The sequence below is a fragment of the Gordonia sp. GONU genome (genome assembly GCF_024733855.1).
Classification (GTDB): Bacteria; Actinomycetota; Actinomycetes; order Mycobacteriales; family Mycobacteriaceae; genus Gordonia; species Gordonia amicalis.
In genome coordinates this window covers 244566-262055 of the sequence record NZ_JANRHB010000005.1, presented here as the reverse complement: position 1 = coordinate 262055, position 17490 = coordinate 244566, and the positions used below count along the sequence as shown (strand labels likewise).

The 17490-nt window shown below is 70.9% G+C and carries 3 protein-coding genes; all 3 read right to left on the bottom strand.

The genetic code is table 11. The annotated features are described in order from the left end of the window. Positions 1 to 127: 127 nt before the first annotated feature. From NWF34_RS07715 to NWF34_RS07705, 3 genes are read right to left on the bottom strand one after another with little or no spacing between them, the layout of a single operon-like run. Positions 128 to 1891, bottom strand: a complete 1764-nt coding sequence (locus NWF34_RS07715; RefSeq protein WP_258324599.1) for a DUF4012 domain-containing protein — start codon at positions 1889 to 1891, stop codon at positions 128 to 130. Next, on the bottom strand, positions 1888 to 2499 hold the full coding sequence (locus NWF34_RS07710; RefSeq protein ID WP_258324598.1) for a low molecular weight protein-tyrosine-phosphatase: 612 nt from the start codon (positions 2497 to 2499) through the stop codon (positions 1888 to 1890). The genes NWF34_RS07715 and NWF34_RS07710 overlap by 4 nt, the downstream gene beginning before the upstream one ends. Then, positions 2493 to 17453 (bottom strand): non-ribosomal peptide synthetase, encoded by a 14961-nt coding sequence (locus NWF34_RS07705; RefSeq protein ID WP_258324597.1) that lies wholly within the window; start codon positions 17451 to 17453, stop codon positions 2493 to 2495. Before NWF34_RS07705 ends, NWF34_RS07710 begins: the two co-directional genes overlap by 7 nt. Positions 17454 to 17490: the final 37 nt, after the last annotated feature.

Genomic DNA, 17490 nt, shown 5'->3' with positions numbered 1-17490 from the left:
CACCCGCGGCCTGCGGTGCGAGGAGCGCACGCGACGAGCCACGAAGGCCTGGTGAGACGACGTCGCCGCCCTTCGTGGCTCGCTTCGCTCGCACCTCAGGGAGCGGGGGTCCCGCACGCGGGCACGGTCACTTCCGCGACCCGCACGCGGGCACGTCGACCGTGACGGTCGGGTCGTCGACCAGCGGCTGTACCGGGACGACGGCCTCGCCCGCCGCCGAGGTCGGCTCGTCGATCTTCAACGTGATCGTGGTGCTCTGTCCCGGTGCGACGCCGACCCGGGTCGAGTAGTACGGCCGGCCGTGCAGGGTCTGTTCGACGTAGAAGGCACCGGCGTCGCCGAGAGTCATCTCCTTGAGGACCGCGCCCTTGGTGGCGAGGAACTCCACGTTGGCGAGGTTGGTGCCCTTCTGCACCGCCAGTTCCGTGCCGAGGCCACCGGCGACGTAATCGGTGAGCCCGGTCTGGTCGAGGGTGTTGGTCAGGGTGACGGTGATCGTGCTCTCTCGGGTGTCTCCGCTGCAATCGCCTGAGGTGTAGTCGATCTCGCGACGCAGGTAGTAGTCGAGCTTGCTGCCCGACGCATTGCCGACGGCAACCTGCAGGTATGGCGCGTCGGTGTCGGAGATCTGGTGACCGAGTTTGGTCGTCTCGAGGATCTCCTGTTCGGCGGGCGTGGTGCTGTAGACCATGATCCGGCGTTCGTGGACGCCGCGTCCGAGCGCCTCGAGCAGGCCGCGCGTGCTGCCGCCCGAGGTGATCAGCTTCTTGACGACGGCCTCGGAGATGGACTGTAGGTACGCCTTTCGCGCCTCGTTGTCATCGGCGAACCGCTGATACGAGGTCGACAGCGTGATGGGCACGACGTTGTCGGCGGTGATCTTCTCCCCACCGGGCAGTGTCACCGCTCCGACGACCTCGAGCACGTATTTCAGCGCGATCGGGTCGAGTGCGATGGCGCCGTCGAGCTGCTGGCCGGTCTGGGCGCGCCAGTTGGCCAGCCAGATCTTCGCGGCGTCGGGGAAGTGCGCGCTGAGGTTTCCGTTGCGGAAGTCGGTGTAGGGCTTGTAATACGAATAGACCGAGTCGTACTCCGGCCCCAGGTTGATCTTCGGCGTCGCCGGGTCGCGGAACTCCGAGTTGGCCCCCAGCTCCGGAACCGTCACGCGCCCCCCGGTCGCGTTGAGCAGGCCGAAACCGCCGACCAGGCCGCCGGTTCCGCGGGCTTCCGACGGCGTCTGGAAGGCCAGGAAGTAGTTGCGCGGCCCCGACGAACCCAGCATCGGCGGGATGAGCTTCGCGGCGATGTCGGTGGCGACGAGGGTGGACTCGGCTGCGTCGACCTGTTCGGCGAGTTGGGTTCTCGCGTCGGCGACCACGCCGAGCCAGCTCGGGTCGATCGCCGCCACCTGGCCGGCCACCTCGGTCGAGCGGGCGGCGACCTTGCTGAGTTCCGGCTGTGCCTCCCGCAGCAGCTTCAGGTTGACGGTGTTCCCCGTCCGGAGCCGATCCGGGTTCAACACGCCGGCGAGGTCCGCGGCCGGGAGGAGGACGTCGGCGGAGAGCGCCTCGACGGCGTCGCTCATCTGTTGCACCGACTCGAGGGGAGACCCGATCCCCGGGATCGCGGCCGCCGCCGACCAGATGATGCCGTGGGACCGATCGGACGCGGCCTGCGCACTGTCGGCAGCAGCCGCGGCGGCCTGCGAGGCTCCGGCCTGATCGCCGTCGAGCATCAGGCTCCGGGCCCGGGAGGCGTCGGTTCGGACCGACTCCAGATCGCCCTTGACCTTCAGCGCCGAGTACGCGAGCCAGGCGACGAGCGCGCCGGCGAGCACCACGATCACGGCGACGATCTGGACCGCCCGGTTTCCGGCGATGCGGCGGATCATCGGCTCTCCCCTGTCGTCTCGGTGACCTGTTGTGCCGCCAGCCATCCGGCGACGGTCTCGACCTTCGGCTCGATCTCGGCGAAGACACGATCGAAGTCCTCACGCGGACGGCCCATCGGGTCGACGATGTCGAGGAGCGAGGAGTTGGGATCGACGCGCCCCCGTCCCGCCATGATTGCTGCGAGTGTGCCGTTCTCGTCCGTGGTGCCGGTCTCCGACAGCGCGGCGAACTCGGTGAGGGTGAACACCCGCTTCCAGCGCGCGGGCGCCATCTGCTGGGCCGCCGCGCGGTGGTCGCGGCTCATGCACAACACGAGGTCGGCCTGCGTCAGCATCGGCGGGCGCAGGTATCGGGACTCGAAACCCGAGGCGTCGTAACCGTGTTCGGTGAGAACCGCGGCCGAATGCGGGTGGATCGGCTGACCGTTGAGTGCGCCGGTGCCGGCACTGCTCGCGGTCACGGCGAGTTCCGTGCCGTCGGCCCGCATGCGGTCGGCCAGACCGGTCAGCACGCGTTCGCCGATCGGCGAGCGGCAGATGTTGCCCGTGCAGACGAACAGGATCGACAGCCCCGTCGACGTCGCGTCCCGGTCGGATCCGGTCACCATTCCTCCTCGATTCTCCTGGCCAGCCGACGCATCACGTCGGGGTCGCCCAGTTGCGCATGTGTCACACCGGCGGGCATCACGTCCACCTCCGGCACCGCGGTCCCGGCATCGTGCCGGACCGCCCGTCCCCAGCTCTGGATGTCCGGATTGTCCTCGGCGGCAACGTAGATGACCTTACCGACGGGCACCGGACCCAATTCGTAGGACCGCAGCGCGGCCGCCAGCGTGCGTGACCGGTCCTCGAACCGCCGAACTGCCTGCGGGTCGTGTCGTTCGGCCGCGGCGCGGAGTGGGTGGTCCGCGCCGAGCAGTTCGTCGTCGGTGACGCCCTGCAGGTCGTCGGGGGTCCGGGAGTCGAGGACCATCAGGACGGCGACCTGCTCCCCGGCCGCCACCAGCTGGCGGGCCATCTCGTGTGCGATGACCCCTCCCAGTGACCAGCCGACCAGGTGGTACGGGCCGGCCGGCTGACGGCTGCGGACGGCGGCGACGTGCAAGGCCGCGATCTCCGGCAGGGTCGCGGGCATGGCGCGGTCGGCGACGACCAGTTCGGGGAGTTGCAGGCCGTACGCGACGGCCCGGTCCAGCGCTGCGCCGAAGGCGCGGAACGGTTCGACGATCCCCGTGGCGGTGTGCACACACCACACGAGCGGGCCGTCGGACCCCGGGGTATCGGGTTCGGGGGCGTCGGGCGCGGGGGCTCCCACCCGCGAGAGCGGCACCACGCGCTGGTCGACCCCGGTGCCCCCGCCCGAGGAGACGGCGTCGACGACGCGGGCGACCTCGGCCGGCGTGCGGTGCGTGAACAGGTCCGCGACGTCGACGGAGATTCCGGTGCGGCGGGTCAGTTCGTCGCGCAGTTGCACCAGGGCGAGGGAATTGCCGCCCATCCCGAAGAAGTCGTCGTCCATGCCGACGCCGTGCTCGTCCAGCACCGCCCGGAACGCGTCGCGGACCGTCGACTCCGTGTGCGTCTCGGGTTCCCGGGTCGATTCCGACCACACCGGCTCGGGCAGACGCCGCTGATCGAGCTTGCCCGCACCACTCAGGGGCAGCTCGGCCATCCCGACGATCCGGCTGGGCACCATGTGCCGCGGCAGGAGCGCGCGGCAGGTGTCGGCGAGCCGGTCGGCGGGCACCGACGAGACCACATAGGACACCAGGGCCGGACCGGCCGGACCGGGCCGCAGCACTGTGACCGAGCGCCGGGCCCCGGCTCCCACCAGGACGGCGTCGATCTCGGCGGGCTCGACGCGCTGGCCCCGGATCTTCATCTGACGGTCGGCGCGACCGACGTAGATCAGTTCGCCGGTCTCGCGATCCCACCGCACGAGGTCGCCGGTCCGGTAGCGGCGACGCCCGTCGTTCCCGGCGACGAAGGTCGCGGCGGTCAGCGCTCGGTCCCCGAGATAACCACGGGCGACGCCGGTTCCGCTCACGTAGAGCTCGCCCACCACGCCGGGCGGCACGTGTCGGAGCCGGGTGTCGAGGACCTCGGCGCCGATCCCGGGGCGCGGGTGCCCCAGCCGCACCGGCTCGCCCGGACGGTAGGCACTGGTGGACACCGTCACCGTCGTCTCGGTCGGGCCGTAGATGTTCAGAACCTGCGCCCGCTCCGACCATGCCGCCGCGAGATCGGCCGGCAGTGCCTCGCCGCCGATGTAGACCAGCCGCAACGCCGTGATCGATTCCGGTCGCATCGTTCGCATCACCGACGGCGTCGCGGTGAACACGCTGACCCGGGTGCGGTCGAGGAACTCGGCGAGTTCGCGTCCACCGACGACCTCGGGGGGAACGACCACCAGCGTCGCGCCCGAGGCCAGTGGCAGCAGCATGTCGTGGAACGTCGCGTCGAAGCCCGGGCTGATCGCCATCCCCACCCGGTCGCCGGACTGCACGTCTCCGAGCGCGGCCACGCGATGCACGCCCCGATGGGTGACGCCGACGACATTCGGGGTGCCGGTGGTGCCCGACGTCGTGATGACGTAGGCCAGCGAGTCCGGCGAGACGCGTGTGATCGGTTCCGAGGCAACCGGTCCCGTCGGTTGTTCGGGGATGTCTTCGCGACCGATCGCCGTCGCGTGCGCCCCGGCGACCACGTGGTCGATCCGGGCCGCGGGATAGGTGACGTCGACGGGGACGCAGACCCCGCCGATGCGGCTCACCGCCCAGATGGCGACCACCGATTCGATGGAGCGCGGGACGACCACCGCGACCGCGTCGCCCGCCCCGAGGCCGCGTGCGCGGAGGGCCCGCGCCGTCTCCGACACCCACGCGTCGAACTCGAGATGGGTGAGGGTGCGCGTGCCGTCGGCGATCGCCGGACGATCACCGTGCAAGGCAACCGCTTCGGCGAACAGGTCGGCGAGCAGTGGTTCGGTCCCGGTGGGCGCGGGGACACGTGCACGGCGGCTGACGAATTCGCGTTCCGCCGCGGTGAGGGGTTCGATCGCGGCGAGACGACGCGCCGGATCACCGGTCACCGCGGCGACGGCGGCCACCAGACGCTCGCCGAACCCGCGGATCACGCTCTCGTCGAGGAGATCCCGTGCGTGATGAAGTTGCAGCCGCCAGCTGTTGCCGGAACGGACGGCGACGATGTGCACGTCGAACTCGCTGTGCGAATCCATCGCGGTGCGTGGCGCATCCGCACGGGGATCGGGCGGCGTACCGGTTGCCGGCGGCGAACCGCCGGGGCCCGGGCCGACGCCGGTGGACTCGACCACCGAGAAGGCCACCTGCACGAGGGGGTGGCGCCCGGGAACTCGCGGTGGATCGACGAGTGCGACGACATCGTCGAAGGCGATGGCCGCATGGTCCAGCGCGGCGAGGTCGGCGTCGCGAACGCTTTCGATGAACCCGCCGACCGTCATCCCGGCGGTCAGCCGCGTCCGGAGGACAACCGTCGAGATCAGCATGCCCACCGTTCCGGCGCTGTCCCCGTCACGGCGCATGGAGGCCGGTGTCGCCACCGCGATGTCGTCGACACCGGTCTGGGCCGCGAGCGCGAGCGCGGTCGCGGCGTGCAGGAGATGGAAGTCGCTCGCCTGTGCGCGGCGGGCCGTCGACGAGATGGATTGGGCGAGAGCGTCGTCGACCGCGAACTCGATCACCGAGGTGCGCAGGTCACGGATGGGCGGACGGTGCTCGGCGAGGTCGAGTTCCCCGCTGTATCCGTCGAGGGCCTCCCGCCAGTAATGCATCAGTTCGGCGCGTGAGTTCCGTTCCTCGGCGACCATCCGGCGCGCGAGAACGTCGAAGCCCGCCGGCTGCCGGTCGAGGGCCTCCCCGGTCAGGAGTGCGGTGAGTTCGCGTTCGACGATGGCCGCGGATTCGCCGTCCATCGCGATGTGGTGGGCGACGAGCACCACCGCGAGCGGCGCGTCTCCGACGCCGGGGGTTCTGGCGTCTCCGACGCTGGTGGTTTCGGCGTCTCCGACGCTGCCCTCCGACAGCAGCCACACCCGCACCGGCGGATCCCCGGCGAGATCGAAGGGTGCGGAGAACTCGTCGGCGATGGCGGTGCCGGTGAGCGCGGAGGCATCCAGATGCCGTACCGGCGGCCGCCATCCGTCGACGACCCGCTGCCGCGGCCCGTCGGGCGTGGCCAGGTAGCGGGTCCGCAGTGCCGTGTGCCGGTCGACGAGTGCGTCCAGTGCAGCTGTGACGTCCGCGCTCGTCACCCCGGCCGGGACCCCGACCACGACCGGTACCGAGTAGATCGGGACCTGCCCGAGCATCTGGGCCCCGACCCACATACGGCGCTGCGTCGGCGCCAACGGGATCTCCTCCGACAGCGCGTCCGAGGGGTCGAAGGTCTCCGCGGCCGCATCGACGGGCTGGTGCGGATCGGCGTCGGCCAGCGCGGACACCGCGGCGGCGAGCGCGGCGGGTGTCGGATGTTCGAACAGCAGACGGGTGGGCACGCGGATGCCGAGGTGACGCCCCAACGCGGAGGTCACCCTGGTGGCCGACAGCGAGGTACCGCCGAGAGCGAAGAAGTCGGCGGACTCCGCGACCGAGGCCTCCGGGACCTCGAGCAGCTCGGCCATGATCGTTCCGACTCGCGAGACGAGATCGGCGGTACCGGGCGCGGGGTCATCGAGTTCGACTGTGCGGTCGCCGGATTCAACGATTCCGTGGTCGGGTGCGGCCACCGCGACCCCGTCGGGCTCGGCAGTCACCGCGACGAGCGGGAACGGTTTCCCGACCTCGCCCACACCGCGCAACACCGCCGTGTACTCGTCGAGCAACGCGTGTGCCACACCGTCCGGGATCTGCCCGGAATGCACCAGCGTGACCTGTAGTTCGCCGTCGCTCTCCGCGAGGACCACCTCGATGTCGTACTTCGCATCGACCGTGGAGGTGGCCTCGGTGATCAGGGAGGCCACCGCGCCGCCCAGGGCGATCTCACCGGACGCCTCGGGGACGACGTCCTGACTGACGAGCAGCACCGAGATCAGCGGATCATCGCCGTTCCGGGCCGCGGGCCGGACCGCCCGCACGACGTCCTCATAGGGGACGTCGCTGTGCGCCAGCGCGGCCAGCGCGACGTCGCGGACCTGCTCGACGGCGTCTGCGACCGGCGTGTCCGGCCGGAGTCGGGTGCGGAGCGCGACGGTGTTGACGAACATGCCCACCACCGGCTCCCATTCGGGGGCCGATCGTCCGTGGACCGGGACACCGATCAACACGTCCCAGTTGCCGGTCAGCTGACCGAGGGTCGCCGAGAGAGCTGCGTGCGCAACCTGGAAGACCGTGGCCGACAACGTCCTCGCGGTCTGATGGATCGCGAGTGCCGGCACCGACGCGGTGATCCGACCGGTGCCGGCTGCGGCATCGGGCTCGCGGTGGCCGGGCAACCGAAGCGGTTCCGGAACGTCGGCGAGAGTCGCTGTCCAGTAGCGGATCTGACGCGCGTAGAGACTCTCCCGATCGGACGGGTCACCGAGTCGCGCCATCTGCCACTGGGTGAAGTCGGCGTAGGTGAAGGCCTCGTAGGCGGCCACCGCCAGTCGCTCACCGTCGTATGCCCGCATCAGATCGGCGAGCAGCACGCGGATCGACCAGCCGTCGATGGCGATGTGGTGGAGGACGGCCGCGAGGTACAGCTCGGGGGCGTCGGCCGTGGTGTCCTCGGACGTGTCCGCCTCGAAGACCGTCGCACGAAAGCCGGGCTCGTTCTCGAGATCGAATGGCGCACGCAGGTATTCCGTCACCTGCTGGCGAAGCACGGTGCCGATGTCATCGTCACCGACCTCGACGAGGCGGTGCGCCAGCACCGGGCTGCGGTGTTCGATCTGGCGCTGTACCGGTCCGGTCGGCGAGTCCGGGTAGACGGTGCGGAGCACCGCGTGGGCGCCCACCACCTCGTCGACGGCCTTGCGCAGGCGGGCGACATCGACGCGACCACGGATCCGCATCACCACCGGTACGTGGTAGGCGGTCGAGGTCGGATCGAAGTGGTGGTGAATCCACATGCGGCGCTGCGGATAAGCCAGCGGCAAGGGATCGGGTACGGGGAGCCGCGCCGGCGTCGGCAACAGTGCGGCGACGGTTTCGGACGACTGTGAGACCAGGGCGTCGACGCTGCGGGCCAGCTCGCCGATCGTCCGCGTCTCGAACAGCAGGCGTGCGGCGACATCGACGCCGGTGGAGGTGGACAGCCTCGAGGTGACCTGTGTCGCCGACAGCGAGGTGCCGCCGTCGGCGAAGAAATCCGAGTCCGCGTCGAAGCTGTCGGCGGGGCGGTCGATGACCTCCGCCCAGACCGATGCGATGAGCAGTTCGGTCTCCCCCGACAATGCGCGGCGAGCGGTGACCGCACCGGCGGTACCGAAGTCCGGTGCGGGCAGGGATGCGACGTCGATCTTACCGTTGCGGCCGATCGGCAATTCCTCGACCTCGATGAAAGAACCGGGAATCATGGTGCGCGGCAACACATGCGCGAGCCGAGATGCGAGGTCGTCGGTGCGCAGGACGGCATCGGGCTCGCCGACGACCCAGGAGACCAGGATCTTCTCGCCGGCTGCGGTGGCGCGGGCCGCGGTCACCGATGTCGCGACACCGGGCAGTCGGGACAGGGCCGCATCGATCTCTGCGGGTTCGAGACGGACTCCACGGATCTTGACCTGGTCGTCGGTGCGGCCGTGGATCACGAAGGTCCCGTCGCCGCGGCGATGGACCAGATCTCCGGTCCGGTACATGCGTGTGCCGGACCGACCGGCGACGAACGCGGCCGCGGTCGTCCGCGGATCGTCGAGATACCCACGTGCCAGGCAGTTCCCGGAGAGGTAGAGCTCTCCGACAGTGTGGTCCGGGACCGGACGCAGCATGGGGTCAAGGACGTGCATGGTCACGCCGTCGAGTGGCCGTCCGATGTGCACGACGCCGAGGGCGGGGTCGGTGTACCGCGCACTGCTCACCGCGACCGTCGCCTCGGTCGGGCCGTATTCGTTGCTGAGGGTGCCGCCGCGGGTCCACTCACGGATCAGACCGGCCCCGAGCGGTTCACCGCCGACCGCGACGTGCCGGACGTGCGGTAGGCCGCCGGGGCGCAGGGTCGCCAGCACCGACGGGGTGGTGAGCAGGACGGTCACACCGGCGTCCTGGACCAGGTCGGCGAGTTCGTCCGCCGCGATGACATCGGGCGGGCACATGACCACCGTCGCACCGGCGACCCGCGGCGGCAGGACACCCATCAGGTGGGCATCGAAACCCGTTGCGTACGTGTGCATTACGCGGTCAGCAGCGCTCAGACGCAGCCGTGAGACGGTGTCGCGAGCCCACCCGGCCAGACCGCGATGGGTGACGGCGACGCCTTTCGGCACACCCGTCGTTCCGGAGGTGAAGGTCACGTAGGCGACGTCGTCCGGTGTCACCGCCCGCATGCGTTCCGTGTCGGCGAAGGGCGGCACCACCGCGGGCAGCTCGGCGAACAGGTCGTCGAGCGCGACGACCGCGGTGTCGATCCCGGTGGTGTCGATCCCGGAGAGGGTGAGCACCACCGCCGGATGGCACCGACCGAGGATCAGGTTCCGACGCTCGACCGGGTCGGCGGGGTCGATGTTGACGAACGCCGCTCCCGCGCGGGCGATCGCGGCAGTCGCGACCATGCCGAACGCCGACCTCGGAAGCAATTCGATTACCACGTCGCCCGCGCCGACCCCCTGTTCGACCAGTAGCCGCGCCAGATGTGCGGACAGCCGGTCGAAGTCGGCCTCGGTGATCTCGGCCCCGAATCCCGGTATGCGATGTCGCGAATCGACGATCGCGATGTCGGACGGGGACGCGGCGCCGTACGACGTGAGCAGCGCGTCGAAGGTCTCCGGCTCGAACTCCGGGCGCGTCGCATCCTCACCCTCCGCGCTCATCAGCGACACGACCGGCTCGTCGGGCGCGAGCACGCCGCGTCGCAACGTCTCGACGACCAGCTCGCACAGGGCCTCCAGGCGGCCCGCGGTCGCGACCGAATCGGTGCAGGACATCGTCAGGTGCAGAGCACCGCCGTGCCGGTACATCGAGACGTCGATGCCGAAGAGCGGGATCCCCAGAACCCCGGCGGCGGCACTGTCGGCCGACCCGGTCGGGAACTCGGCCTCCACCCACTCCACGATCGCGTCCGGCACCGCGCCGAACGACACCTCGAACAACGGGGTTCCGGCGCCGGCACGACCGGGGTCGGCGATCTCGGAGATCTCGGTGAGCGGCAGATCGGCATGGGCGAAGGCACCGAGATCCACCGTCGTCACCCGCGACAGGAGTTCGACGAAGGTGAGTTCCGGGTCGATGGGCGTGTGCAGCGGCACCGCACGGGCGAACAGCCCCGGCACACCGACGAGACCCGGGTCCAGACGACCCGACAGTGCGGTGCCGATGGTCACCATCCGCGCGCCCGACTGCCTGGCCAGTACCGCGGCGAGGACCGTGTGGGCCGCGATGAACGGGGTCGACGCCCGGGCGACGGTCAGCGCGTCGAGCGACGCGGTGACGGTCGCGTCGAGACGCGCGTGAGCGCGGTGCACGATCGTCTCCGCCGCCGGCGCAACGGTTTCCGCCTGCAGGTTCACCTCGGGGAGCCGGAGCTGTTCCACCGGCCGGGCGAACGCGTCCCGCCAGAACGCGGTGAGCTCTGCCCGCCTCGACTCGAGCGTCTCGTCCCGCCAGACGGAGTACCGCCGATAGTCCGTTCCGCTCGTCGGCAGTGTCGCACCGGCGAGTGCGGTGTCGAGTTCGCCGGCGAGGATCGCGAAGGACTCACCATCGGCGGCGATGTGGTGGATCACGCCGAGAAGCCAGGTGGCCCCGTCGATCCGGACGATCCGGACCCGCCAGGGAAGCGCGGAGGCGAGGTCGATGGGCGTGGCCATCGACGCGAGGACGGTGGTCGCATCCGGGCCGGCGATGTCCGGCCCAGAGATGTCCGGCCCAGAAAAGTCCGACACCGAGGCGTCCCACGCGGACACTTCCGGGGCATCGGGACCGAGTTGCCGTTCGAGGTGGTCGAGGACGTCGGCGTCGTCCCACCGATGTTGCACCGGGACCCCGCCGCGCATCGGGAATCCGGTGCACAGTGCGTCGTGCCGGGTCACGATCGCGGCCAGCGCACGACGTAGGTCCCCGGGTGTCGCGTCGATCGGCAACGCCAGTGGCAGGAGGTAGCCGGTGAACTCCGGTTCGGTCCGCCATCGCAACCACACGTCCATCTGCTCGGGCGTGAGCGGGAGATCTCCAGGGATCGCGCGGTCGTCCGACAACAGGGACACCCGCGGCGGGGCGGTCGACGTCCCCGGTGTGGCGAGCCGGGCAGCGAGCTCCGCGACGGTGGGGTACTCGAAGATGTCGGCCACCTCGACGCGGTACCCCATCCCGGCGAGCGTGGCGGCCAGGCGTGCCGCCGAGAGCGACGTACCGCCGGCGGCGAAGAAGTTCGTGTCGGCGCCGAGGTGACCCGCGTCCTCGCCGACGACCGCGCGGATCGCCGACGCCACCGTCTCCTCGATCGGGCCGAGTGCCCGTCCGACCGGCGGAGCGGTGTCGCTGATGACCGCGAAGAGCTTGTCGCGGTCGATCTTTCCGGTCCGGGTCATCGGCCAGCCGTCGACGATCGCGACCCGGGACGGCACGGCGTGCCCCGGCAATCGGGTGGCGCAGCCGGCCAGGATCGACGCCTCGTCGAGGTCGTCGAGGACGTCGAAGTCGGCGAGGCCGTCCTCGGTCACGAAGGCCAGCAACTGTTCGTCGCCTGCACGACGGCCCGGCCGTACCAGGACGCGCGCATCGCCGATGCCGGGCATCGCACGGAGGGTGGAGACGATCTCGCCGAGTTCCACACGGTGGCCACGGATCTGGACCTGGTCGTCATTGCGGCCGAGGTAGGCGAGTCGGCCCGGCCCCACCTCACGGACCCGGTCGCCGGTCCGGTACATCCGCCGGCCGGTCCCCGACGGATCTGCGACGAACCGTGTTGCGGTCAGGCCGAGAGCGTTGAGGTAGCCGAGCGCGACCTGCTCGCCGACGAGATACAGCTCGCCGGCCGCGCCGGTCGGCACCGGTCGCAGGCACCGATCGAGGACCATCCATCCGACGCCGTCGAACGGCGTGCCGATGATGCTGCGCTCGTCGTCGAGGTCGACGTCGGCGGCGGTGAGGACGACGGTCGTCTCGGTGATGCCGTACATGTTGACCAGTCGGGTACCTGGATGTTCGGCGGCCCACGCGCGCAACGTCTTCGGTGCGAGGGTCTCGCCACCGAAAACGACGGCCCGCAGTGACGGCAGTTCCGGCGGGGCGGGAGTTGTCGCCAGGTCGACGATTCCGCTGAACGCGGTCGGGGTCTGCGAGAGGATGGTGATCCCGTGCCGTTCGATCGTCTCGGCGAGAGCTCGGGGATCCCGCACGGTCGCACGGTCCACCACGACGACGCTGCCGCCGGAGGCGAGCGCACCGAGGATCTCCCAGACCGAGAAGTCGAACGCGTAGGAGTGCACCCAGGCCCAGACGTCCCGTGGGGAGGCCTCGACGAGATCGAGTCCTGCCCCCAGCAGTGCGGCCACGTTCCGCCGGGTCACCACCACGGCTTTCGGCAGGCCGGTGGAGCCGGAGGTGTGGATGACATAGGCGGCACCCGGCATCGGCTGCGCGCGTTGACGACCCAGACCTTCCGTCACCTCGAGGCGGCTGTCGATGACCGCGGCCGGGGCGGTCCCGGCCAGGATCAGGTCGATCCGCGCCTGCGGGTGGTCGGGGTCGATCGGGACGTAGACCGCGTCGGCCAGCAGGGTCGCGACGATCGCCACCACGGTGTCGGCGCGACGATCCATGAGCAGCGCGACGCGATCGCCGGGCCGCACGCCGAACGACTCGAGGCGCGTCGCGAGGGCACGCGCCCGGTCGACGAGACCGCGGTAGTCGAGCGTCTCGTCGCCGACGATGACCGCGGTCGCCTCGGGGTGTGTGTCGGCGTGGCGCAGGAGCGCCCGAATGGGATCGATGCCGACGGGAGCGACGCCGGTGGTCCGGTTGCTGCCCGGCTCGGTGACCGGGCCAGGCGACAGACACTCGGCGACGGTCTGATCCGGCGCCGCGGCGCCCAGGGCCGCGACGGCCTCCACGAACCTGTCGAGAAGTCGCGCGGCCGCCGGTACGTCCACGCGGTTCTCGGCGATCGTCAGCGTGACGGACAGCCCGTCCCCGTCGTCGATCACGGTGAACTCCAACGCGGTTCGGGCGTCGCGGGTACGCAGCGTCGCGCCGTCGGTGAACACCGCCGATGCGATGAGATCGGGCGCGGTCGCGTGATACGCGAAGATGACGTCGGACAGTCCGGTCGGCGCGGCGTCGGCCAGCGCGACGGCGGTGCCGAGGTCTCCCCCGACGGCCGCGAGCGCATCGGCGACCGAGGTCTCGCGGGCACCGGTCACCCGTACCGGCACCGTCTCGACGAACATGCCGACCGGGCGGAGTTCCTCGCTGGTGAACCGCCCGGACACCGGCATCGACATCACGATGTCGTCGGAGTCGGTGAACTCGCCGAGGGTTGCCGAGAGGGCCACGCACAGAAGCGTGTTGACGGTGGTGCCGCACTCTCGCGCTCGCGCGGCCGCGGCATCGGCGACCGCGCGCCCGATCCGCCGGCACGTGTGGACCGCCGGTCCGGCGGTGAGCCCGGACCCCGCCGCAGTGCTCGCCGCGGGTTCGGGTAAGGCGAGCCGATCCGGTGCATCCCGCCGGAACCGGGTCCAGAAGACCTCCGCCGCAGGCGTTGACGCGGTCGTCGAACCGGCGGCCCGCGCATCCAGGACCGCACTGAACGAGACGGCCTCGGTCTCCCAGACGGGTCCTGCGCCGGCGGCACGCGCACGCACCGCGTGGGCGAAATCCTCCAGCACGATGTGCAGCGACCACTCGTCGACGGCGATGTGGTGGGCGACGAGAACCAGTTCGACGGCTCCGCCGGTCTCGTCGAGCACCGCTCGCCAGGGAACCTCGGTCCGCAGGTCGAACGGCGCCGAGACCGCGTGGTCGACGCCGGGGGCGTCCAGGGTCGCGCTGGTGACCGGTGCGGCAGCAGCCGATTCGTCCTGGTCGCGAACCTGCGCGACGGGCTCCCCGTCGACCTCCGGGTACACGGTCCGTAGGGCCTCGTGCCGGGTGGCCACGTCGATCAGCGCCATCCGTGCGGCGTCGGCGGAGATCTGTTCGGCGAGCGTGAGCCGCACGGGCAGGTGGTACACCGTCGCATGAGGGTCGGCGCGGTTGAGCAGCCAGATCTCCTGCTGGGCACGGGTCGGCCGATAGGCGACGACGCCGTCGGTGGACGTCGTCCGCCTCGGGACAGCGGCCTCGATGACCGCGGCGAGCTCGGCAAGTGTCGTCACCGAGGCGAGGTCGCGCATGTTGACCACCACGCGCAGGGCGCTGCCGAGGTGGGTGGCGAGCTGCATGAATCCCAGTGAGGTGGCGCCCAATCGGACGAGTTCGTCGTCCATCGACGGACGCGGCACGCCGAGTACCTCGGTCACCGCTTCGGCCACCGCCACCTCGTCCGCCGTCGACGGCGGACGATACGCCGCCTGCGCCTCGGGTGCGGCCGTGATCGATTCGGCTGCCGCACGCCGGTCGAGGTTGCCGGTGACGTCGGTGGGCAACTCGTCGAGGACGACCACACGACGGGGCCGGGTCGATGCCGGCACCTCGTCGTCGACGCGTCGCCGGACCGCGGCCCGAACGCGTTGCCGGTCGACCTCGTCGGAGTCGCACACGACGCCCACATCGAGGCCGCCCGCCGCCACCACCGAGACCGCGTACCCGACGCCGGCGACCTGCCCGGCCGCCCGGTCGAGCGCGGCGAGGTCGATGCGCACCCCGTCGAGGGTCACCACGTCGTATTCGTGATGGTCGATCACCAACGCGCCGGTGCCCGGATCGAAGTGACCGCGGTCGCCGGTGTGGAGCATGCGTGCTCCCCGCTCCCAGGGGCACGCCACGAAGGTGAATGCGGTGTGCACCGGATCTCCGGCGATGACCGTGGCCACCTGCGGGCCGGTCACGTAGACATCACCCGTCACCCCGGCCGGAACCGGACGCAGCGACGGGTCCAGGACGGCGAGTCCGGCACCGGGACGCGGTGTCCCACTGGGCAGACGGTGGTCGACGGCGGCATCGGGGGCGATCCGGCGGTTGACCGTCACCGGGCCGAATGCACCGCGCGGACAATACGGCGCCGATACCTCGCGGCCGAAGGCCAGGCGCACCAGGGCGGCCGGTGCGATGTCCTCCCCCGCCACCACGAGCGAGGTCACCGGTCCCTGCACGCTCAGGCGCGGAACATCTCCCGGTGTCGCGATCACGTGCGTGGCGGGCGCGGCGTCCGCGCCGGGCACGACGAGCCGCAGACCGTGCGCGGCTGCCGCGATGATCTCGAGGTGGGCCGCCGACGACGCCGAGGGGGCGCCGAAGAACAGCCGACCGTGTTCGAGATCGGTTGCGGCGGCGTCGAACACGCCGGTCGCGATCAGGGCGGCCAGCGCACGTTGGGGCACCGCGAGGGTGGTGAGCTCAGAAGTCGCTCCGGTGATCGCGAGATGTGCGGCGATGTCATTCGGCGCGGGCCTGCGGGCCGGCCCCCCGGAAGCCTCGAGCCCACCGAGTTCGGCGAGGGTCAGCACGCGCGGCGCGGACTCGGATGCCGGGGCATCCTCGGACCGCGCGGCGATGACGACCTCGGGACGAGTGGCCTCCGGCAACGACGCGATGGCCGCCGGCGGGGCGAGCGGATCGAGCAGGAGGACCGCGGCACCGCTCACCCCGACCGCCCACCACGCGGTCAGCCGGTCGACGCCCGGCGGCAACGCAAGGGCCACCGTGGATCCCGGAACCACGCCGACAGTTCGGAGGCGGGCAGCGAGATCCGTTGCGCGCAAGTGCAATTGTCTGAAGGTGAGTGGACGGGTACGCGGCTCGTCGAACACCGGCGAATGCGCGTGACGCGCGGCCGCGGTCGCGAGCGCCTCCGGGACGGTCGCCGGCCCGGGTTCGGGGATCGCGCCGCGGACCACCGTCATCGGGTTCGCCAGCGGGAGATCGTCGATGCGGGTGTCGGGTGCCTGCAGCAGGGCGTCGGCGAAGGTGCGCAGCATGGCGACGAACTGCCGATGATGCTCGGCCACCTCGGCCTCGTCGTAGCGGTTGGGGTTGGCCTCGACGCCGATCATGAGCACCGAGTCCCGGTCCTCACCGGCGACCGGCACGATGTTGACGGCCAGGTCCTCCGCGGGGCCGACGGTCAGGATGTTGAAGGTGCCGTGCGCCTCCCCACAGGGGAATTCGCGCTGGAAGAGCATCAGGTTGAGCATCGGGCCCGACCGCTCCTGCGCCGCGGCCCGCCGGACCCTGCCGCTGGTCTCGTCGGCGGCGACGTCGGCCCAGATGTCCTCGCCACGATAACGCTGATGCCGCAGTGCACCGAGGAGCGCCGCCTGGCTGCCGGACAACGCTTCGGCGACCGACCCATGCCCCGCGACCCCGGTACGGAGGGGAACGATGTTGGCCACCGGCAGCGGTGTCGACCGGAGCGCCGCGATGGTGCGGGCGGCGACCGGGAACTGGAAGATCACCTCGTCGCCCTCGGCGGCTGCCCGGCACAGGTAGGCCGAGAACGCGGCGACGATGACATTCGGCAGGATCGTCGAGTTCGCCTCGGCCGCGCGGCGGAGAAGATCCATCGTCTCCGTGTCCAGCGGCGTCGCGATTCGTCGCGAGAGTGCCTCGGGCCGGCCGCGTCGATGCGCGAGCGTCGCGGGGATCCCCACTCCTGCCATGGACTGACGCCAGTAGGCGCGGTCGGTGTCGAAGCGACGCGATGCGCGGTACTCGTCGTCGGCACGCGCGGGCAGATCGAGGTCCACCGGCTTCGCGGGCGGAGGTGTGCCGCCGGTGACCGCGGCATGGTAGGCGGCGATGGCCTCGACCATGCGGTCCTTGCCGCCCATGCCATCCGTGAGCAGGTGATGACCGCGGTTGTACACGATGAACTTCTGCTCGGCGAGACGGAACAGGCAGCCGCGAGCGGTGCGATCCACCCGAGGGTCCAGTGGTCGCGCACAGTCCTCGCGCATGATCGCCTCGGCGGCGGCACGCGGGTCGGGACGGTCCCGGAGATCGATCACGTCGGCCCAGTAGTGCAACGACGGGTCGTACACACCCACCAACCCGTCGTCGGTGTCCTCGAACCTCACCTGGAGGAACTGGGCGCGACGCACCACGTCCCCGGTGACGCGCAGGAAGAGGTCGATGTCGATGGGTCCGTCGATCTCCACGTACTGCGCGACGTTGATCGGCACGTCCATGGCCGCCTGTTGGGCGAACCACAGCGCTTGTTGCGCAGCACTGAGCCGGAATCGTCGCGCGATTCCGACAGTCGGGGCCACCGGCGGCGGGTTCGGGGCGCTCATCGTCGGCCCGTCCGGCGCTCACCAGGTCCGTGGGACC